The following is a 19,530-nucleotide window of genomic DNA, read 5'->3' on the forward strand; positions in this document are numbered from 1 at the left end:
CGTGGACTAAAAACCGCAAATTGGCGTAAATCCCTGTGGGAGCGAGCCTGCTCGCGAAAGCGGTGGGTCATTGAACAGATTCGTTGTCTGACACTCCGCTATCGCTGGCAAGCCAGCTCCCACAGTTTTTGCGGCGTGCACGAATCTTGTGAACGACGTTAAACCTTGTGGGAGCTGGCTTGCCAGCGATAGCGGTGGTGCAGTGGATGAATATTTGTCTGGGAAACCGCTTTCGCGAGCAAGCTCGCTCCCACAGGTATTGCGTTTGGCCGAGGTTCAGTGGTGTAGCCGAAATTCGTGGAATTGGGGCTGTAACACAGCCTGCACAGCCCTTACCGTGAACTCATCATTCCGCCTGCCGAGAGCCGCGCCATGCCCCTGCGTCTGGATTACTACAACGCGTCGCCCAAGGCGATGAAAGCGATGCTTGCCATGGAGGCGCTGACCGCCAACCTGAGCATCGAAGCGCCGCTGCTGCAACTGATCAGGATCCGCGCTTCGCAACTCAACGGCTGCGCATTCTGCACCGATATGCACTCGGTGGACGCGCGGCGAGCGGGGGAGAGTGATCGGCGCTTGTATGCGATCGCGGTGTGGCGCGACAGCAGCTTCTTCAACCCCCGCGAACGCGCGGCGCTGGCCTGGGCCGAGGCGGTGACGCTGTTGGCCGAAAGCCACGTGCCCGATGACGTCTACCAGCAGGCGCGCGAGCAATTCGATGAAGGTGAACTGGTGGATTTGACGGTTGCGGTCAGCACGATCAACAGCTGGAATCGCTTGGCCGTCAGCTTCCGCCAGACCCCAAGTGACTGAAAAGCACCCATCCCTGTGGCGAGGGGATTTATCCCCGTTCGGCTGCGCAGCAGACGTCAAAACGGTGAAATCGGTTTATCTGACAGATCAGAGTCAGGCGACTTCGGGGCCGCTGCGCAACCCAACGGGGATAAATCCCCTCACCACAGGCGCTAAATCCCCTCAGCACCCACAGTGCGATTCAATTCGCCGGCCGCTGCGGTTTCACCGAGGTGCCAAACGTATTGCCCATCCGCGTACTCGTCGCCGCCGGGGTCGCCAGCCCGACCTGATTCGGCGCGCGCTTGTGCACCGGCACATTCAACGCTTCCATGTTTTTCTGCGCCGCCGCCGCGCCGTCGGGATTGTTGCCCATCTGTTGGCTCAGGCAATCGTAATTCGGCGCCTTGTAACCGCCGACCGTGACCTCGACACAGCCCAGCGGCTCCTCCGCCTGCGCCGCGCCCACCGTCATCAGCAAGACCCACATCCACCGCGTTTTCATGTCCGCCTCCTGGCCCGCCCGATTGGGCCGCTCTGGGTTTGAGTCTAGTGCAAGCGCGGGGCAAAACCCGTGATGGTTTTTTTGCACCGCCCGTCATACCAGAGTCATAAATGCCCCGCAGGATAGCGATTTTCAGGGGTGCGCCAGTCGTGCAGCGAGGCAGTTCGCGGATCAGTCTTCAGCGCTCGGCGACGCTTGTGCGCCGCGCGGGTCTGGGGTGGCTGCTCGGTCTGCTGGCCAACGCGGCCAACGCAGATCCGGCAGCGGCGGACATGCGCATGACCTTGCACATCCCGGCGCAGGAGCTGGCCCGGGCGCTGGATCAATACAGCCGCGCCACTGGCGTCGCGGTGCTGGTCGACAGCCAGTTGAGCCGGGGTCGGCGTTCCCTCGCCGTGGATGGCGAATTCACCGCCGCCGATGCCTTGCGCCATCTGCTCGGCGGCACCGGGTTGATGGCGCGCTACGCCCGGGCCGACGCGTTCACCCTGCAAGCGGCGCAGGTGGAAGACCTGCCAGTGCCGACGGACAAACCCACGCCGGCCGCTGTCGCGGTCAACCGCAGTTACGCGACGGCGGTGCAAGCGGCGATCGAGCGCAAGCTGTGCCGTTCGCCGCTGACCCGGCCGGGCAGTTATCGCGCGGTGTTGCAGGTGTGGGTCGGGCGCGACGGCGTGGTGCAGCACAACCGGTTGGTCACTTCGACCGGCGATGTACGGCGCGATAACGCGCTGGTGGAAAGTTTTCGCAACCTCACAATCGATCGGCCGACGCCCAGCGCCTTGCGCCAGCCGGTCACGTTGCTGTTGTTACCGGAGTCGTCAGGGAAACGCATGGAATGCACGAGATGGGAAGGAGTTTCCGGGGGATGAAAGACGCCGGACAAAGCGTGATGGGCCAGTTGTTCCTCAGCTCCTACGAGGATTTTCGCGTGCGCCTGCGCCGCCGTCTCGGTTCCGAGGACCTGGCCAACGACGTGCTGCACGAAACCTGGCTGCGGGTCGATCGCATGGAGACCCCGCCAAACCTGCTCAAGCCCAACGCCTATCTGTATCGCATGGCACTCAACATAGCCGCCGACCGCCGTCAGGCCGATGCGCGGCTGCTCACCGGCACCGAAGTCGAGGAACTGCTGCAACTGGGCGACGAAGCCCTCGACCCGGCGCGGGTGGTCGGCGGGCAAAAGGAGATGCAGGCCCTGCTCAGCGCCTTGTACGAATTGCCCGCACGGCGTCGGCGGATCTTCATCGCCGCGCGGCTGGAAGAGGCGCCGCACCTGGAAATCTCTCAGCGTTTCGGCATCTCCACGCGCATGGTCGAGAAGGAAATCAAAGCCGCGCTGGGCTTCTGCGCAGCGAAACTGGAAAGAAAAGTGTTTCAGCGGTTCGGTCGCGGGGCCGGAAAACCGTCTAGCGAGTAGTGACCCGATTAATCCGTTGAGAATTTGCGCGTTTGAACATCTTTCGACTGAAACCCGCCGAGCCTTCGGCCACCGAGTTGCTGCACAGCGAAGCCCACGACTGGCTGATCCTGCTGACCTCGGGCCGTGCCACCGTCGCCGACGCCCGCGCCCTGCGCGAATGGTGCGCGCGAAGCGGCGAACATGCCCGGGCCTTCGAAGAAGCCAAGCGGCTATGGCATCGCCTGCAACCGGCCGCCGAAGCGCTGCAGGGCCGACGCAGCTTCGGTCGACGGGCATTTCTCGGCGGCGCGATTGCCGCGTCCGCCGCGTTCCTGCTGGTGCGCGGCACCATTCCCGGCGGCTTCGAAGGACTGGGCGCCGACTACATCACCGAAGTCGGCCAGCAGCGCCGCGTCGAACCGGCGCAAGGTGTGAGCCTCGAACTCAACACCCAGACCCGCATCAACCAGCGCAGCGTCGAAAACGGCGTGCAGGGTTTTGAACTGGTCAGCGGCGAAGTCGAAGTACAAACCGCACGCCTGCCACTGGCGATGCAGGCCGGGGCAGGGTGGTTGCGCGCCAGTCAGGCGCGCTTCAACCTGCGCAACACCGACCAGCAAGTCTGCGTGACCTGCCTCGACGGCGCGGTCGACGTCGCCATCGACGGCCGCAACCTGCGCCTGGAAGCGGGCCAGCAAGTCACCTACGACGCACGGCAAATCGGCAACGTACAAACCGTCGACACCGCCGCCGTGATGAACTGGCGCCAACAAGTGCTGGTGTTCAACGGCGCCACCCTCAGCCAGATGATCGACGAAATCAACCGCTACCGCCCCGGCATGCTCCTGCTGCTCAACCGCGAACTCGGCCAACGCCGCGTCCAGGCCCGCTTCAACCTCGACCAACTCGCCGGCGTCGCCTTGCTGATCCGCGATGCCTACGGCGTCAAATGCACCGAACTGCCCGGTGGCGTCGTAGTGCTCAGCTAACCAAAGCCCAGCGCAATCCAAATGTAGGAGCTGCCGAAGGCTGCGATCTTTTGATCTTGCTCTTGCTTTCTGTGGGAGCGAGCTTGCTCGCGAAAGCGGTTACCCAACTGACCAATATCTTCCGGTCGCACTCGAACCCTGTGGGAGCTGGCTTGCCAGCGATGACGGCCTAACAGCCACCCAACCTGCAACTGACCGCCCCCAACCCAATTGTGGGAGCGAGCCTGCTCGCGAAAGCGGTCTACCATCTGACCAATATCTTCCGGTCGCACTCGAACCCTGTGGGAGCTGGCTTGCCAGCGATGACGGCCTAACAGCCAACCAACCTGCAGCTGACCGCCCCCAACCCAATTGTGGGAGCGAGCTTGCTCGCGAAAGCGGTCTACCATCTGACCAATATCTTCCGGTCGCACTCGATCCCTGTGGGAGCTGGCTTGCCAGCGATGACGGCCTAACAGCCACCCAACCTGCAACTGACCGCCCCCAACCCAGCTGTGGGAGCGAGCCTGCTCGCGAAAGCGGTCTACCATCTGACCAATATCTTCCGGTCGCACTCGATCCCTGTGGGAGCTGGCTTGCCAGCGATGACGGCCTAACAGCCACCCAACCTGCAACTGACCGCCCCCAACCCAATTGTGGGAGCGAGCTTGCTCGCGAAAGCGGTCTACCAGTAACAACAATATTGACTGACCCACCGCAATCGCGAGCAGGCTCACTCCTACAAAAGCCCTGCGGTGATCCCGGCTATTGCAACAACCCAATCACCTGCCGATACCGCTCAACCCCCTGCGCCGTCTGCCGACTCAAACGAATCTCCAATCCCAACGGATCCTCCCGCCGATTGCCACTCAACTGCCGCCAGCCCTTGTCCACCTCCCAAACCCGCACCTGCACATCACTCACCTCATTCAACACAGCAACCCCATTCCCAGGCGCCGGCAACGGATAGCGACTGCGCGCCTCAGCCACCGCCCGATACAACGTATCCCCCTTGACCCACCACCGAACCCGCTGCAACGCCCCCGGCTGATCCGCCGCGCTACGAATAATGTCCAGCCGAAACCCCTTGCTATCACTACTGCGCACCGTCACCGCCGGCGGCGCAGTCGGCGCCTCATCCTCAGCCCCGACCTTGCGCGGCTCGCTCAACTCGACCCCCGCGCGCATGTCCACATCGCGCTGCAACTGATTCAACACCCGCAACAACCCATCGCTCTGCTCACTGCTCGCCTGCAAATGACTGTCCGCCCGCGTCACACTGTCCAGCCCGCGCCAGGCAATCAGACTCACCACCGCCATCAGCAGAATCGCGACCATCACCTCGATCAGAGTGAACCCTTGCTGAGTCTTCATTGAATACTGATCCGCCCACTGCCATCGCGCAGCACACTCAGCCGATTGGCCCCATCCGACAAAATCAGCCGCAACGGCGGATTGATCCACTCGGCATTCAGCACCACCGTCTGCCGCGGCTCCACACGCACCTCGACCTTCGGGCTCTGCCACGCACGCGGGCGCAACTGCGCATCCTCCTTGAACGACTCAAACCCCTCGCCATCATCCCCACGCCGCCCAAAGCGAAACCCCTTGGCATCCGCCACCCACACAATCGGCCGCCCATCCGCGCGAGCCTCCGCCTGCGCCACCTGCAACAACTGCGCAACCCGCTCGGCATCCTTGCGCAACAACTGCAACGGATCGGGCCTGATACTCAAACTGATCGCCGCACTGGCAATGCCAATAATCACCAGCACCACCATCAACTCGATCAACGTAAAACCCTGCTGCCTGCTCATCACCCACGCGCTCCTTGGCGTCCCACCCCATCGTGCCCGGCGAACATGTAAGGCATGTGAAATAAAACGGAGAGAATTGCCGCGTAGGCTGGCAACAGGGACAACAAGGAGCGACAACCCATGAAACTCACCGCACGGATTACCCCGGCGCAAACCGTCCAGGCCTTGGCCCTGCTCGCCGCCCTGGTGGGCGTCGCGACATGGTCGTCGCTGCTGCTGACCACGGCGGAATCCCACACACCCGCAGCCGCCCCGCAAGTGCTTGCGGCGAGGAGTGATAGCCCGGCGTTGCAGTGGTTCTCCAATGAGACTGCGCCGGTGGATATCAAGGTGAGCGGGGTGATCGCGGGCGGGAGCGGGACGGTGGCGATATTGAGTTTGAATGATGGCGCGCCGAGGAGTTTTTTGGTGGGGGAGAAGGTTGGGGTTGGGGTGAAGTTGGTGGGGGTTGAGGGGGATGGGGTGGTGATTGAGCGGGGTGGGGAGAGGGTGAGGTTGGGGGTGGAGAGGTTGGGGGAGGGGGTTGAGTTGCCTAGGTTGGTGGGGCCTTGATTTGTTGGGGGAAACCATTCATTTGTGGCGGTTGGCTGGCTGTCAGCTAGCGCGTTTTTGCAAAAAGACGAGCCCGAATGGGCCGCATTATTTGTATCCATGAGCGGATTGCCAACAATGTCACCTACCGGCAAAAAGCATCTCCTATGGGACGCTTGCCGATGCGTCGTCACAAGTAACTGATAAATTTATTCCTCATTTTCGGTTATTCTCAGCGTCCAACCACCAGCGTCGCTGCGTAAATATGGACCGTGAAAATTTAAGCACTTACGCCAAGGGCGACAAGTTTGAAGAGCAGGTTTTCCAGTTCCTGACTCGTGAAATCCATGAAGGGCGCTTCTTTTGTAGATCGGAGCATTGTCAGATTTATAGAAAAAGAAGCTATTACTCACGCGATCGAGAAGATTCCATCATCTTCGATATCGCGATTGAGGTGTTTTTGCCTGGTCTCGAAAAACCTTCGATGATCGTAATCATAGAGTGCAAAAACTACAGCGGTACTGTTCCTGTGTGCGATATCGAAGAATTCTCCGCCAAGGTCAGTCAGGTTACCGGCTTCAACGTGAAAGGGATTTTCGCCTCCATGAGTGCGTTTCAATCTGGTACGTTCAACATTGCGCGCAACAAAGGCTTCGGGCTTCTGCGATATTTTGATCAATCCGAGTTTCGATGGGAGCTTCCTCGTGCGCTGCTAACAGGAACGCGAAGCACAAAGTCGCGTAAGCGAGCGGAAATTGAATATGCGCTGACAAATCAAGACTTTCGACCCACTATCTACAGCGCCTATGCCGTTACTCCTTCTGGCTACACAGATGGATGGGATGGCATCTGGAAAGGGCTCGATGTTGAAGCTGCGTTCAGTGATGAGGAGCTGAGGTTAATTCATACGACCCTACCTACCTCCAAACTACGTGTTCCCTTTGTCTCAAAAGATAGTCTTGAAGATTTGGCAGAACAGGTACTAAAGTCAATTTCCTATAATCAAGGCTTTGTAGATTTGAATAAGGTTATTTCTCATGAGAGGGATAGTAATGGTTTGATTGTGCGTTTTTTTGAGGAGAATCACTCAGCTCTGGGCAGTATTACCTTCAATCCACTGGAAATAAAGATCTTCACTCTCGACGAGCAATCGCACTTGGCTAGATTCACCCTTGCCCATGAGTTGGGCCACTATTTTCTTAAACATGGACGATACATGTCTCGCGAAAGCATTCACGCTCAGGATATCGATCAAAGCCAGTTTATTACTGTGCCGAAAGGAGAGGTAGAGCGACTTGAATGGCAGGCAAATATGTTTGCCTCATGTTTGCTTATGCCTCAAACTGAATTCAACATGGTACTGAGTGTTTTGGTTAAGCGTTATGGGATCCGTAACCGAGGTCACGGAACTATATATCTTGACGAGCAAAGTGACAATTTAACTAATTTTCGGATGATCGCAGCAGCGCTTAGTAGGTATTTTAAAGTGTCCTTGACAGCAGTTAGATTGCGAATGAAAGCACTGGGTCATCTAGTGGAGGCTTGAATGTATTTATGCATAATTAACAATTTGAGCAAGAGGGGTGGATACATTTCGTAATAATAAGTCCGCAGTCCCCTTTTTTAAAAGAAGAAAAATGCAAATGAAAAAATATAAAGGCCTCATAGTTTTATCTATAGCTGTAATTATAGCTCAAGTTGTATTTGGGTCTTTGCTATTTTTCTCTATCTCCACCTGGGAGCATAGAGGGATTTTTGGCGATATGTTTGGCGCCATCAATACCCTGTTTTCAGGGCTTGCATTCGCCGGAGTGATATATGCAATCTTTCTTCAGAGCGAAGAGCTAGCGCTCCAGCGAACGGAGCTTCAGCTCACAAGGGATGAGCTTGCTAAGTCGACAGCAGCACAGAGCGAACAGGCACAAGCCTTATTGGAGTCGGCGAAAATAAACGCACTATCCTCCCAGCTAAGCATGTTTACAAGTCTCGTAATAAATAATAGGACTCTGCCGAATCAGGAGCATAGAACCATGGGGGACGGCATGCTAAACACTTACAAAAAACTGGAAGAAATCCTCAATAAAAATACTTAACTATCGTTCAATGGCAAAACATCGCAGGATCAACCGAGCGTTATGGGTCGATTGCAGTCCTTCGCTTGGGGCAGCTATCGGCCAAAAGCGAACGCTCATGAACGGCCGCTTTCGACCCATAGAGGCCATTCGACTGCACTTGCCTCGGGTTATTTTTTTACCGGCCAGACTCATCTAGCATTAAAAATCTTACGTAGTACGGTTCGAGTCCTTGTTCATCACACCAAGACTGTAGTCGTTCACCGTCAAGGTCTGCGTAACCAGTGCCATCATCGAAAGAGGCTATCAAAGCTCGACTTGATACAACTTGTAGAAGATCATCATTTATGCTGAAGACGTTAGTTTTAACAAGCTCTGTGATAGCCTGACCAAGCTCAATGCAGTGGTTTTTTTTAATATACTCGCCAAGAGATTTATTAAGCTGTAGGCAGCCACCTAAAAAACTTGCGCTCTCCGCTAAGTATACGGCTGCAGAGCTGAGCTTTGCCGGCTGCCACAATGTTACAGCAGGCCGTTGTAAATATTTCTCAGAGAAGGATGCGGAGCGCAAGTGAAGTGAAACTTTGCCATCCAGAATGACGCCTTTGGCCAATAGCAGTTCCTTGAGATTCTCATGATCCATGTCAAGCCCGAATGGCATACGTACATTGAAGAACATCGAGATTTTGGTCCAAAGAAATTCTAAAAGAATTCTCGCGACATTATGCCTAGCGGATGCTAGTACTACCCACTCATCCTCCGCACCGCATGCAAGATAAGGACGACCTGTGCATTTAACTAAAGTAAAGCTGCCAGCAGTAATCAATGAAGGCAGGATGTCTGGAGATGCGTTGCTATCCGGCCCCGCGTTGGACTCAACAATGTCCAACATCGCTTCTCGAAGACCCCGTTCAGTGCTGTAACCATCGAACCCAAGAAGCACCGTAATTGGGGCGTATAACTGCCGCGCAAGTATCCCGAATATCAGCTGTTCTGCGGGGGACAAAGCGCTTATGCCTGCACTCGAACGAGGGCCGGCGCGCCCAGTAATTTTCTCAAATGACTCTCGAGCTAAATCGAACTCAAAATGTTCTCCCGCCTCATACCGAGCGGAGAAATTCTGCACGAAAAGGCGCTGAACTGCAGCTAGGTGGCTAATTCCATCAACGAGGTCGGCCTTGTTCAGTGTTTTCTTTACCTCCAGCACGCACAAAACTTGCTCAATAGGGTATATGTACTGATCAGTTAATCCATAACGCTGCCCTTCTCCTCTAACTAACATGCCGTCTATTTGGTTAGGGATGCCGCTGATAAAGCCAGATACAACCCTCAAGTCCAGATTGGGTGGTAGAACGAAACTGTTTTCGATACCTGCATTGGCAATTGCTTCGTATGCACTGCCTAGTGTAGGCATGTGTGGCATGTCGATGGAGTCGACTTTCTCTCGCTCTGCGGCGATGAAAGCTGTCAACATTTCGGAGGCGTTTTTGATCATTTCAGGAACTGTCTGAGAGATTTTAAGTAGTATGCCCCAAAATGGGACGCGCGCTATGGTCGTAACTATAAAACACCGGTCGTTATGCCAATTCTTTAACTAGGTAGAACACAACTGGCAACGAAGTGCTCGCCAGTTATCGCTAAGTTGCCCGGCGATCGCTGTGGTCAGACTGCCACTTGTCGTGACAGCTCTGGCTCAGAAGCAGTCGTGAATGACAGCTTTCGACCCAGAGCGATCATTGATTCCTGCCCGCTTTAGTGGCGCACTCTGCAGACACTTTAATGCTTATATATATAGGTTCGTTAGAAACAGCGAAGAGTGCCCTCTAAGTGCGAATCCAATTCAATACCTGGTTCAGTGGAGTAGCACTACCCTCGGGAAGGGTGGTGACATGTTCTGAATCAAGCTTTAGTTTTTCTATTTTGAAGCCAAACACAATTGATTCAATAGTGGCAGCGTCATAGCCTTCAGTTTCAGCGAGCTTGCCGATACATGCGCGAATTGCCTGTTCTCCTAGGTGACCATGGCATATCCATTGAAGCTTGTCAGGTTCAAATTGCCTAGCCTGTGCTAACAACGAATTAGTAGTTTCGAATAAATTGCACTGGTGACCACGTAGCGCTATTTTGCTATCTAAGCAAGAACTAGCGGTAAAGGTCGAATTATTTAGCGCGATATTTTCGCTCGACAACATCTCATTTGCTCGAGCTACAATTGACAAATTTTTACAGGCGAGCGAGTAAGCTGCTGAGAACTGCAAAATAGCGATATAGTGCGACTCAATCTTTCTAAGATATTCTGCACTTACATTGGTAGGATGAGTGTGGATGATAAAATTTATAAAAGATCCTGGTGTGAACCAGTAGTTTTCAATCGAATGGCCTCGGGTTACAAAGGTGTTTTCGGGAAATAGTGCGGTATCATATTCAAGACTTGTGATATTTAAACCGTCCCATTCGCGATCAATTAAGCATCGGAAATTGTCAGGAGGGCGCCTACTTGCAATATTTTTTATTTTTTCGCGAGCTCCAACAGGTCCCAGGGCTTTATCATCAATCAACGAGGCGTCGTCGATCCAGCAATTAGCAAAAACGTTGTCTAAGTGGTTTTTCTTTAAGATGAAATGGGATAATACTTTTTTATCGGTTGCGCCCTCCACTAAAAGCGTTTTATTAGAGCGCAGCCTCACTGCGAGTAAGTAAGCAGAAACGCTGGAATAGCTGCTCATGACAGATCTTCCAGATAAGACTCATCATCTTCCGAGGAAGCATTAGATTTGTTAACCGTCGGAGCGAAAATCTGGACAGCATCGGGATGGTCGGCACCAACTTCCGGTGAATGAGTGCAGGCTATGATTTGACGATTAGCGGCTTGCTGCTCAAGGTTGGCGAGGATAATCCGTTGCCAGTCAATATGCAGCGACAATTCGGGTTCGTCGATCAGAAAAATGCCAGTCGATGCTGTACTCATCCGGCTCGCAGTGAAAAGCATTGTCAAAATCTGCCTTTCCCCGGAAGATAATGTTGTTAAAGGATAAATACTATTATTATCTGTCCGTACAAATGCATACTCGCGCCACCTATTGTGATTTCTCGCAAAATGAGGCGATATCTCAAGTTGCTTTCCATCGAGAAACTTATTCACTGCGCTCTCAAAGCTACGAAGTTTTTTAAAAACTCTTTGATTCTCATCCTTCAAACGCTCAAGCATGTCAGCATAAAGCTTTAAAACTCGCTTGGTGGCGTTATTATCTTGATCTCCCGCGAATTTTGCTTGCCGTACGGCATGGGCCAGTTGCTGAGAGGCAGTAACAGAGTGAAGGCTTGCACTGTTTTGTGTGTCGTCAAGTGCTGTTTTTACGCGTTCAAGAAGAGGTTCGACCTCTCCATCGCTGGGAGTCTCATCTTTTGATGTAATAGAATTAAACACTCCAATAAAGATAGAGTTCAACATTTGACTCTGAGCTTGGCTTGAGCTCATTTGTGCTTCATTGAATTCTTCACTAATACTGTCAACTACGTCAGCGAGGCCTGGATACCGTATAATCGGAACGAATGGCCCGAACCAGTCGCGGCACTGTAAGGTTTTAAATGCAACCATGTTGGCGCGCTGCTCATCTCGGTGGCGTACAAAGGATGGGTTTTCCTTTGTGATTTCGAACAATTCTTTTCTCTTGATTGCATCGTGATCAGACGATCGGCCGGACTCATACGAACTACTAGTAGATTTGACTTTCTCAAGTATAGATCTGTACGCCGGTAAATAGACAGGCCTACCACCAAATGCACTTTTGATTATCTCCTCTTCCGTTGCACTCAGAATCGGATACTTTATCTCATTTGAAAATCCAATTAATCTCTCATTGAAACAAGCACTAATCAACCCTTCGTCGCTTTGGGCCAAGTCCAACGTATCGCCATTGAAACTTGCAACAGAGATTGAGTGAAATTTAATGTGCGAAAAACGAGAAAAATCCAACTCTAAGATATTGGCGATAATGTGGAGGACTGTCGTCTTTCCCTTACCGTTTTTTCCGTAAATAACGTTTAAACCTTCCGAAAACTGAAGGTCTATATCTAGGTAATGATGAAGCATACGAATCGATAATGACTTAATTGCTGGCTGCATTTTCTTCTCTGGCCTGTATGCTCTTGATCGACTTTCTTGACTTTAGCCTGTGGTAGGGCAATTTGCCATGTCTTCAGCACGTACCTGAGCTGATGCGTGAAAGGACAATACGCACGCCCCCACCCGATCTTACTTTGATGAGATTACCGATTGATCGGGAGGTCACCTTTGGAAAAGTGACGCATAGGAATAAACTTACAGAAGGGTCTTCAGTGCGCGTCTCCTTCTGACCGGTTGCGGCCACTCGCAAACGTCCGCTTTCGGCCGAAAGCTGCCGTTTTTAAGGGTATAGTCAGGTCAATAGGCCGATACGGGACGCATCTGTCCCGCCCAACGTGGCGCAATTGCGCCTCATAAACACAAATGTTTAAAAAGACATCTCCAGTCACGCTCTCAGGCTACATATCCTTGCGCCTTTGCCTACAGCTACGCCAGAATCCGCTGGCTTGTGCGCCTTAGAGGCGGGTCTTATTGTGGTCGGGTCGCTGACGAATCAGCGATCGGGTTTGGTAGCCCGGCTTAGACTTGGCGCATAGCGTCACCCGATTCAGTCCTTTTTGGGGCTGTGTCTTTATGGTGGCCATGCGCAGGGCGTCTTCGGGCGCGCCGGTTTTCCAAGTCACCGGTCTACCAACCTTCGTATGGCCACCACCCCCTTCGTTTGGTAGCGAAAAGATGATGGCTCCTTTTCTATGATTTGGAGATTCACTCATGATCAAACCAACACCCAACCCGCCCGAAACCGATCCCACGTCTCCCTACGAATCCCTCGATTCCAACAAACTTCACGAAGCCGCTGACCGCGCTCTCGATCATTACCTGTCGCCAAACAATCTCCTGCCGCCGCCACGTAAGGCGCGGGGGATGTATGCGGTGACGGCGGATACCAAGAATGAAGAACTGCTGGCCGATGCGAGTGAAACGCTTGCTTCGGCGAAGACGATTGCACAGGACATTTCCAGTTTGCTGCCAGCACCGCAGCGGCGGGCGTTGTTGGGGGTTGCTCAACTGATCATGCTGGGGGAGTTGGCAGTGAATCGGGTGATGGATAATTTGGAGGTGGCGGGGTGATTTAGAAGACGGGGCCAAGGCTTGATTGGAGTAAGCTTTGGCGCCTTCGCGAGCAGGCTCGCTCCCGCGGGGGTTGGTGTGGATCGCTGGTTCTGTGGCCGGCGCTGAAGTTCATGATAGTGGGTCGGTTGCTGTCTTTAGAACGTTAAAGGAATTCACTCGATGGACTCATATTTGAATGGTCAACCGACCTCGCGGAGTTGGTGATGGAGTTTTCAACTACGATTTGGAACTGGTACGGGCAGAGCGAGTACCGACGAGTTCTTGCTGTTTGCTTGGCAATTCGGGGGCTTACCTTCTTGGCTATGAATGCTGATGAGCAGCGACAAACGATTCCTGATTGCCCAGCCTGTGAGGTTTGGTCGAAAACAATGCTGCCTTTGCATGAAGCACTAACAGTGTGTGGGGCCGCGATGCAAAAGGATGTTCGGAGTGGACTGCAGCATGTCTGGGACTTGTGCAGTTCCTTGCCTGAGTCGGCTATCCATTGCGATGATCGGTCGATATTTGATCAATGTGAATGGCAGCCTCTACGGGAAGCCGCTAATCAGGCTCTAGCTTTCGTAGACGCGGAGAAAATATCCCCTTATCTGGATGAACTAATTTCGGATTGTCGAAGTGCCATGGTTCACTCGTGATCAAAACCCACGCCCAACCCACCCGAAACCGATCCCACGTCTCCCTACGAATCCCTCGATTCCAGCAAGCTCCACGAAGCCGCTGATCGCGCGCTTGATCATTACCTGTCTCCAAACAATCTCCTCCCTCCGCCGCGTAAGGCGCGTGGAATGTATGCGGTGACGGCGGATACCAAGAATGAAGAACTGCTGGCTGATGCGAGTGAAACGCTTGCTTCGGCGAAGACGATTGCTCAGGACATTTCCAGTCTGTTGCCGGCACCGCAGCGGCGGGCGTTGTTGGGGGTTGCTCAACTGATCATGTTGGGGGAGCTGGCGGTGAATCGGGCGCTAGATAATTTGGAATTGCCGGGTTGATGTGGAGTAGGGCAGGCAGCGATGGCTGATGCACTGTTTGTGCTGCCTGATAATCCGCTTTCGCCAGCAGGCTGGCTCCCACAGGGTTCTGCGTTGGTCCCGGATATTGTGTTCGTCGCTGAAACCTGTGGGAGCGGGTCGGTTTATTTTTGCGTGATTATTGAGCCGCTTCAGGACATTCACGGGTCCATCGCGTCACCGTCATGTCGTTGAACTGCTCACCGATGGTATCGACCCGCAGGCAAGCGCCTTTCTTCGAGTAGTACAAGATGCAGCGCGAGCTATCAAACGAGCAGGTGTCCAGTTCGAAGTAATTGCGTGTAGCCAGCTCCTTCTCCACGCCACTGTATTCATACCCGTCGGTGATGTGCATCGGCGTTGGCTTCCATCCTTGTTTGACGAGCTTGGACTTGGCCGCAGCCAAACGCTCACCGACGACGATGCCTGCTAGCCCGCGCTTGTCGTCTGACGCCTGTGAGTCATCGGCAAACGCTGCGCTGATACCCATGCAATAAAGTGCGAAAAATACGAGGATCGAAGTCTTCATTTGACGGTTCATACGGCGGATTTTAGCTCGACAAAAATTTCGGATACTGGATATGAGGTTCCGGGGGACGATGACTCCCAGTGCCATCCCTTCGGGAAAGTCTTGCCTACCTTGTTGGTTGCTTTCGGCCATAGCGCTTAGCCATTGAAAATTGAAACTGCCATGAATCCAGCTTAGTAAAACTGCCTTGGATTATTGCCTGCTTTTATTTAGTGGTTCCTGTGATTCTTCTTCCGGTGCAATGAAATGCTGCCACCAAAAAATCCTTGAGCGACCACGCCCACAGACCCAGAAGCATGCAGATCACCAAAAAAGTGAAATATTGATGAAAGTCCGTACGGGGAACGTGTTGGCTGGTTATTCCAACCAATCCGAGGCTTATCAGGCTGATGGAAAAAAGACTCAGACACTGAAAAGCTAGATAGCACACGTCTCTGACGCTAACCTTGGATGCCCATCTTTTAGCAGATTCAGAAAATAAAGCCGACCACACCAAATGAAACAGGCTTGCGTAGATAAAGCCCAGGCTCAGTCGTTGTGCTACATCAGCGTCGGACCCCAGGTAAATTTGTGAATAGAAATGGTCGAGGAGAACACCTACGGGACGCATTAGGTCGAGAAAGGGAAACAGGGCAACCCCACCTGCAAAATATATGGCTAAAAAAGCGATGACTTTCATCTGCACTCCGTTGCTTTATTTACCAGGGTGATTTGCTGTCAGATCGGTGGCTTGCGTCCTCTGGATCAACCTCGACATTGGTATCGTCCGACTATGTTTTTCAGCTAGCTGAGTTAACAGCATAGTCATCCTGACCACTTCCGGTAATTCAGTCGCGGGACATCAGAGGGCCAGACGGAACAGGGGCGCGTTTGCGGCGAGCTGGGTTGCTTGGGATGTGAGGGTGACCGTTTCTTTAGGGGTATGTGGACAGGAAAGAAGACGGATCTATTTAGGACTGACAGTCTGAATGGTCCTACAAGCTAATGGGTTTGCGGTTTTGGAGTGGCAGGTTGGGTATTTTTTTCAAGCAAAGGAATCAACATGCACGGTGAAGTGGGGTTTTGCGAGTGGCGTTCTTGGGAGAATCGTGGAGAGGTGCCGGGAAAGGATTCGCCGGGGGTGTATTTCATCGCTTGTAGCGATACAAAGCCCGACAGTTATCGAGCGCATCATGAAGCGATCATCTACATAGGTGAGACGTCGCAGCGCACCCTCGGCCGTCGCCTTTGGGAGTTTAATACCTCCGCTTTCAACGGGAAGCCCGGTCACTCAGGTGGGCACACTTTTAAACGGAATATGCCGGACGCAACGCCCGGCCATCTTTGGGTATCAGCCTGCCCAGTGGCTCTCGGGGAGCCGTATACGACGGCATATATCAAATACCTGGAGCGTCGTCTCCTCTGGGAGTATGTGAACACGTGGGGATGCTTGCCTCCATGCAATAGCATGTGAAGTCTTGGTAGACGGTTCAGGTAGCGACGGTATCGCGTCCTCACATGCCAGGTTTGCGACTAGTAACGAGATGAAGCCGTGCTAATCGCTGCGCATCGAAATCGATAGGCGGCTCTGTTCCGCGCTGCTGTCCGAAACGAGTCATAGGGCAGGACGATAAGGAAGGGCAATCAATAAACACCAACGTTAAAAAGACATCTCCAGTCTCGCTCCTAGGCTACATATCCTTGCGCCTTTGCCTACAGCTACGCCAGAATCCGCCGGCTTGTGCGCCTTAGGGGCGGGTTCTATTGTGGTGCGGTCGCTGACGAATCAGCGATCGGGTTTCGCAGCCCGGGTCAATCAAGGCGCACAGCGCTCCAGTTCGTTGTCATTTTTGGCAGTGATGCTTTATGGCGGCTGTGCGCGGGATACCTTCGGGTATGCCGGGTTCCTTGATTCCCGGTCTGCGAACCTGCGTACAGCTGCCACCTCTCTTCGTTTCGCAGCGAAACGTGGCGGCTCCAATAATCAAGGAGCTTCACCATGATCAAACCAACACCCAACCCGCCCGAGACCGATCCCACGTCTCCCTACGAATCCCTCGATTCCAACAAACTCCACGAAGCCGCTGACCGTGCGCTCGATCATTACCTGTCGCCAAACAATCTCCTGCCTCAGCCACGCAAGGCGCGTGGGATGTATGCGGTGACGGCGGATACCAAGAATGAAGAATTGCTGGCTGATGCGAGTGAAACGCTTGCTTCGGCGAAGACGATTGCCCAGGACATTTCCAGTCTGTTGCCGGCGCCGCAGCGGCGGGCGTTGTTGGGGGTTGCGCAGTTGATCATGTTGGGGGAGCTGGCGGTAAATCGGGTGATGGATAATTTGGAGGTGGCGGGGTGATGTGATGTGCGGGGGCGCCAGATAGGCGATTTGTCGTGCTGGCGCCTTCGCGATCCTATCTCGCGGCCCCGTTACTCATCCCATCCGTGTTCTGCGTAGGACATCTGATCATGCTCGGGAAAGTCTGTCCGGTATTCACCCCAGTCCATGAAGGAATAGTATTTGGTCATCGCCTCGAAGTAACTGTCCGCTTCGACTGTCCAGATCAGCTGGGAGTTTGGTGAAAGTAGACTGCGCGCGTCATCACCGTGAATTCCTGCCAGGCAGAAAGTCTGGCAACCATCAGGCTCCAACCAAAGTTCATGTTTCATACTCATAGCTTGTTTTCCCCTGCTTTTATGGCGCTGACCTACGCCAGTGCAGCTTCGTCGGCCACAGCCATCGATTCCCTACGCTTCGCAATTAGCTCGAGCCTGTCCGAATCCGAAAGACGTTTCCCTGGTGTAGGCAAGGCGGAAGCTGTGGCCTCGCACCAACGTGAATACAGAACGCTGGTACTGGCGAAATCTGCTAGTTGCGCCTTGCGCGCCAATGCCTGCTTGATCTGTTTAGCGATGATGGGATTGACCGTGGAGTAAGCAAACAGCGAAGACGGGTGATTAGCCACTGCCACAGGTATACCGCCCGCTAGCGCAGTAACTCGACGTCCGTTTCGTTTGCTGAAGCAGACGATCAACTCTGGTGCCAGCACCTCCAGGACTTCAGTAAACGATTGCTCACCTTTCTCCCAAGCTGCGGCCGATGGCGGTTTGCGGATGGCGGGTAAAAACTCTTGGATGAAATTGTAGTAGGCAATGCTATGCCAAAAATCACTCCTATCTGCTTTGGAAAAGTGCTTCCTGGCATTCAGGATAGATACCATGATTTTGGTGAAATGTGCATGTTGCCGAAGCTTAGCTGTCGCTTGAGAGTGTTTCTGACCCAAGGCCAGGGCCTTCAATACCTCGGGTGTGGCTGTCGGGCGTTCATGTTCTTTGGCGCCATAGTGAGATTCGCAGACCACGAGAATGCGTAGACCGTGGATGCCGCGCTCGTAATGGGCGCCGACCCAAGGTGCGAAACGGACTGTAGATTTGCTCATTGCCGTCCTTAGTTTGTTTTCTCAGGCCAACACTTTTGGCTCAACCGTAATCACATCATTATTTTTGAATACTAGCGACCGGATTTTGAAGCCGGATTGGATACCGTCATGGGCGCTGTAATTTTTGGAACTTGGCCGGCATGGCTGGCGGTGGCACATGTGACCATTTCGGTGCCTGATACTGCGCCTTCGCGAGCAGGCTCGCTCCCACAGGGGATTTATGTTGTTTGCGGGAGGGAAGATCAAAAGATCGTCCGATCGCGGGCCGAGCCTTCGGCAGCTACTGGGGGCGGGTTAGCAGGGTTTCTAGTTTTGCCAACGGCGGCGCATCCTGGTTGCGATCAAATACTTGGATTCCAATCCTGAGCAGTCGTCCATTCTCTGCGCTGGCGATCACCTGTTCGCAGCGCAACATAAGCCGTCCTTGATCACATTCAACAGCCTTCATCCCATTCGGCAATCGGCCCTCCAGGCGCAACTCAGCCATCCGACTCTGCGCAGCAATCAGCGCAATCGATCTATCGCGCAATACCCCATTACTCTGCGTCATCAACCCCGCGACGCGCACGGCGGCGGACATGGCCACGGCGATGATCGCCAGTGCCACCAGCACTTCAATCAGGGTGAAGCCTTCCTCTCGCGTTCGCGCACGCATACATGGCCCAAAGTCAAAACCCAGCCCTCGACGCTAACCCCCGTCCTTGACGGCTTGACGACGGAAACACCCGAGGATTTTCAACATCCCTGACATATCTTCTTGCAACACTGCGCGTCGAAATCAGGTCAAGCCAGGGAATGTCGAGATGGATATCGCACCTTTGAACACGCTCAGTCAGTCGCCGCGCATGCCGCGTGGGCAGCAGGGTTTTACCTTGATCGAGATCATGGTGGTGGTGGTGATTCTGGGGATTCTGGCGGCGATGGTGGTGCCCAAGGTGCTTGACCGGCCGGATCAGGCGCGGGCGACGGCGGCGAAGCAGGATATTGGTGGGTTGATGCAGGCGTTGAAGTTGTATCGCCTCGATCACGGCACGTATCCGAACATGAATCAGGGGTTGAAGGTGCTGGTCGAGCGGCCGGCGGATGCGAAGAACAGCAACTGGCGTTCGTATCTGGAGCGTTTGCCCAATGACCCGTGGGGCCGGCCTTATCAGTACCTCAACCCGGGCGCGAATGGCGAGGTCGATATCTTTTCCCTCGGCGCCGATGGCCAGCCTGACGGCGATGGCGTGAATGCCGATATCGGTTCCTGGCAGTTGTAAGGCCGGCCGTGAATACAGGTTCG

General features: G+C 54.0%; 21 protein-coding genes and 1 pseudogene. 11 read left to right on the forward strand and 11 right to left on the reverse strand.

All coding sequences use genetic code 11. The annotated features are described in order from the left end of the window. Positions 1 to 372: 372 nt before the first annotated feature. Positions 373 to 813, forward strand: a complete 441-nt coding sequence (locus ACMYUN_RS26600) for a carboxymuconolactone decarboxylase family protein (RefSeq protein ID WP_415762262.1) — start codon at positions 373 to 375, stop codon at positions 811 to 813. Positions 814 to 994: 181 nt separating this feature from the next. Here the strand turns inward: ACMYUN_RS26600 and ACMYUN_RS26605 are convergent, their stop codons facing one another. Further along, entirely contained in the window at positions 995 to 1,297 is a 303-nt protein-coding gene (locus ACMYUN_RS26605; protein ID WP_041480100.1) for a hypothetical protein, read from the reverse strand. Positions 1,298 to 1,446: 149 nt separating this feature from the next. Here ACMYUN_RS26605 and ACMYUN_RS26610 point away from each other — a divergent pair, with 149 nt between their 5' ends. The 3 genes from ACMYUN_RS26610 to ACMYUN_RS26620 are packed head-to-tail and all read left to right on the forward strand — an operon-like array spanning position 1,447 to position 3,688. Then, on the forward strand, positions 1,447 to 2,169 hold the full coding sequence (locus tag ACMYUN_RS26610) for a secretin and TonB N-terminal domain-containing protein (RefSeq protein ID WP_323164840.1): 723 nt from the start codon (positions 1,447 to 1,449) through the stop codon (positions 2,167 to 2,169). After that, complete coding sequence (locus ACMYUN_RS26615) at positions 2,166 to 2,717, forward strand: RNA polymerase sigma factor (RefSeq protein WP_122698125.1); 552 nt, start codon at positions 2,166 to 2,168, stop codon at positions 2,715 to 2,717. Before ACMYUN_RS26610 ends, ACMYUN_RS26615 begins: the two co-directional genes overlap by 4 nt. 32 nt (positions 2,718 to 2,749) lie before the next feature. Further along, entirely contained in the window at positions 2,750 to 3,688 is a 939-nt protein-coding gene (locus ACMYUN_RS26620) for a FecR family protein (RefSeq protein ID WP_415762263.1), read from the forward strand. 744 nt (positions 3,689 to 4,432) lie between these two features. Here ACMYUN_RS26620 and ACMYUN_RS26625 read toward each other — a convergent pair. Together ACMYUN_RS26625 and gspH are read right to left on the reverse strand one after the other, a co-directional pair. Next, entirely contained in the window at positions 4,433 to 5,041 is a 609-nt protein-coding gene (locus ACMYUN_RS26625; protein ID WP_341637307.1) for a prepilin-type N-terminal cleavage/methylation domain-containing protein, read from the reverse strand. Next, positions 5,038 to 5,484, reverse strand: a complete 447-nt coding sequence (gene gspH / locus ACMYUN_RS26630; RefSeq protein WP_415762264.1) for a type II secretion system minor pseudopilin GspH — start codon at positions 5,482 to 5,484, stop codon at positions 5,038 to 5,040. Before gspH ends, ACMYUN_RS26625 begins: the two co-directional genes overlap by 4 nt. Before the next feature lie 120 nt (positions 5,485 to 5,604). Between gspH and ACMYUN_RS26635 the strand changes: the two genes are divergently transcribed. The 3 genes from ACMYUN_RS26635 to ACMYUN_RS26645 all read left to right on the forward strand — a co-directional run bounded on the left by ACMYUN_RS26635 (position 5,605) and on the right by ACMYUN_RS26645 (position 8,108). After that, positions 5,605 to 6,036, forward strand: coding sequence for a type II secretion system protein N (locus ACMYUN_RS26635; RefSeq protein ID WP_415762265.1), 432 nt, complete (start codon positions 5,605 to 5,607; stop codon positions 6,034 to 6,036). A 244-nt stretch (positions 6,037 to 6,280) separates the two neighbouring features. Next, the gene (locus ACMYUN_RS26640) at positions 6,281 to 7,561 is read left to right on the forward strand and encodes an ImmA/IrrE family metallo-endopeptidase (protein WP_415762266.1); all 1,281 of its coding nucleotides are present in this window, start codon (positions 6,281 to 6,283) and stop codon (positions 7,559 to 7,561) included. A 97-nt stretch (positions 7,562 to 7,658) separates the two neighbouring features. Then, positions 7,659 to 8,108, forward strand: coding sequence for a hypothetical protein (locus ACMYUN_RS26645; RefSeq protein WP_415762267.1), 450 nt, complete (start codon positions 7,659 to 7,661; stop codon positions 8,106 to 8,108). A 157-nt stretch (positions 8,109 to 8,265) separates the two neighbouring features. Here ACMYUN_RS26645 and ACMYUN_RS26650 read toward each other — a convergent pair whose 3' ends face one another. The 3 genes from ACMYUN_RS26650 to ACMYUN_RS26660 form a co-directional block, all read right to left on the reverse strand. Next, positions 8,266 to 9,582, reverse strand: coding sequence for a DUF6602 domain-containing protein (locus ACMYUN_RS26650; protein WP_256808692.1), 1,317 nt, complete (start codon positions 9,580 to 9,582; stop codon positions 8,266 to 8,268). A 328-nt stretch (positions 9,583 to 9,910) separates the two neighbouring features. Then, positions 9,911 to 10,813 (reverse strand): hypothetical protein, encoded by a 903-nt coding sequence (locus ACMYUN_RS26655; RefSeq protein WP_415762268.1) that lies wholly within the window; start codon positions 10,811 to 10,813, stop codon positions 9,911 to 9,913. Beyond that, positions 10,810 to 12,213 carry an AAA family ATPase gene (locus ACMYUN_RS26660; RefSeq protein ID WP_256808696.1) on the reverse strand — a complete coding sequence of 468 codons (1,404 nt, stop codon included), beginning with the start codon at positions 12,211 to 12,213 and terminating at the stop codon, positions 10,810 to 10,812. The genes ACMYUN_RS26655 and ACMYUN_RS26660 overlap by 4 nt, the downstream gene beginning before the upstream one ends. Before the next feature lie 711 nt (positions 12,214 to 12,924). On the opposite strand from ACMYUN_RS26660, the gene ACMYUN_RS26665 reads away from it, so the two are divergent. Further along, complete coding sequence (locus ACMYUN_RS26665) at positions 12,925 to 13,284, forward strand: DUF6124 family protein (protein ID WP_016774969.1); 360 nt, start codon at positions 12,925 to 12,927, stop codon at positions 13,282 to 13,284. Between the two features lie 641 nt (positions 13,285 to 13,925). Beyond that, positions 13,926 to 14,279: pseudogene (locus tag ACMYUN_RS26670) on the forward strand (DUF6124 family protein); the annotation flags it as partial. A gap of 157 nt (positions 14,280 to 14,436) precedes the next feature. Here the strand turns inward: ACMYUN_RS26670 and ACMYUN_RS26675 are convergent. Both ACMYUN_RS26675 and ACMYUN_RS26680 read right to left on the reverse strand, forming a co-directional pair. Beyond that, positions 14,437 to 14,826: a hypothetical protein gene (locus ACMYUN_RS26675; protein ID WP_348971117.1), complete on the reverse strand. Its 390-nt coding sequence runs from the start codon at positions 14,824 to 14,826 to the stop codon at positions 14,437 to 14,439. Positions 14,827 to 15,031: 205 nt separating this feature from the next. Next, positions 15,032 to 15,505: a hypothetical protein gene (locus ACMYUN_RS26680; protein WP_415762270.1), complete on the reverse strand. Its 474-nt coding sequence runs from the start codon at positions 15,503 to 15,505 to the stop codon at positions 15,032 to 15,034. A 1,299-nt stretch (positions 15,506 to 16,804) separates the two neighbouring features. On the opposite strand from ACMYUN_RS26680, the gene ACMYUN_RS26685 reads away from it, so the two are divergent. After that, entirely contained in the window at positions 16,805 to 17,164 is a 360-nt protein-coding gene (locus ACMYUN_RS26685) for a DUF6124 family protein (RefSeq protein WP_130901123.1), read from the forward strand. Between the two features lie 71 nt (positions 17,165 to 17,235). On the opposite strand, the gene ACMYUN_RS26690 is transcribed toward ACMYUN_RS26685, so the two are convergent. The 3 genes from ACMYUN_RS26690 to gspI all read right to left on the reverse strand — a co-directional run bounded on the left by ACMYUN_RS26690 (position 17,236) and on the right by gspI (position 18,900). Next, positions 17,236 to 17,481 carry a hypothetical protein gene (locus tag ACMYUN_RS26690; RefSeq protein ID WP_415762271.1) on the reverse strand — a complete coding sequence of 82 codons (246 nt, stop codon included), beginning with the start codon at positions 17,479 to 17,481 and terminating at the stop codon, positions 17,236 to 17,238. A gap of 32 nt (positions 17,482 to 17,513) precedes the next feature. Then, a complete protein-coding gene (locus tag ACMYUN_RS26695) occupies positions 17,514 to 18,245 on the reverse strand; it encodes a hypothetical protein (RefSeq protein WP_415762272.1) in 732 nt (243 codons plus the stop codon). Between the two features lie 280 nt (positions 18,246 to 18,525). After that, positions 18,526 to 18,900 carry a type II secretion system minor pseudopilin GspI gene (gene gspI / locus ACMYUN_RS26700; RefSeq protein WP_415762274.1) on the reverse strand — a complete coding sequence of 125 codons (375 nt, stop codon included), beginning with the start codon at positions 18,898 to 18,900 and terminating at the stop codon, positions 18,526 to 18,528. 148 nt (positions 18,901 to 19,048) lie between these two features. On the opposite strand from gspI, the gene gspG reads away from it, so the two are divergent. Continuing rightward, a complete protein-coding gene (gene gspG, locus ACMYUN_RS26705; RefSeq protein ID WP_415762275.1) occupies positions 19,049 to 19,507 on the forward strand; it encodes a type II secretion system major pseudopilin GspG in 459 nt (152 codons plus the stop codon). The last annotated feature ends 23 nt before the right edge of the window (positions 19,508 to 19,530 follow it).

This window comes from Pseudomonas sp. CP4, assembly GCF_047758505.1.
Taxonomy (GTDB): domain Bacteria; phylum Pseudomonadota; class Gammaproteobacteria; order Pseudomonadales; family Pseudomonadaceae; genus Aquipseudomonas; species Aquipseudomonas fluorescens_AO.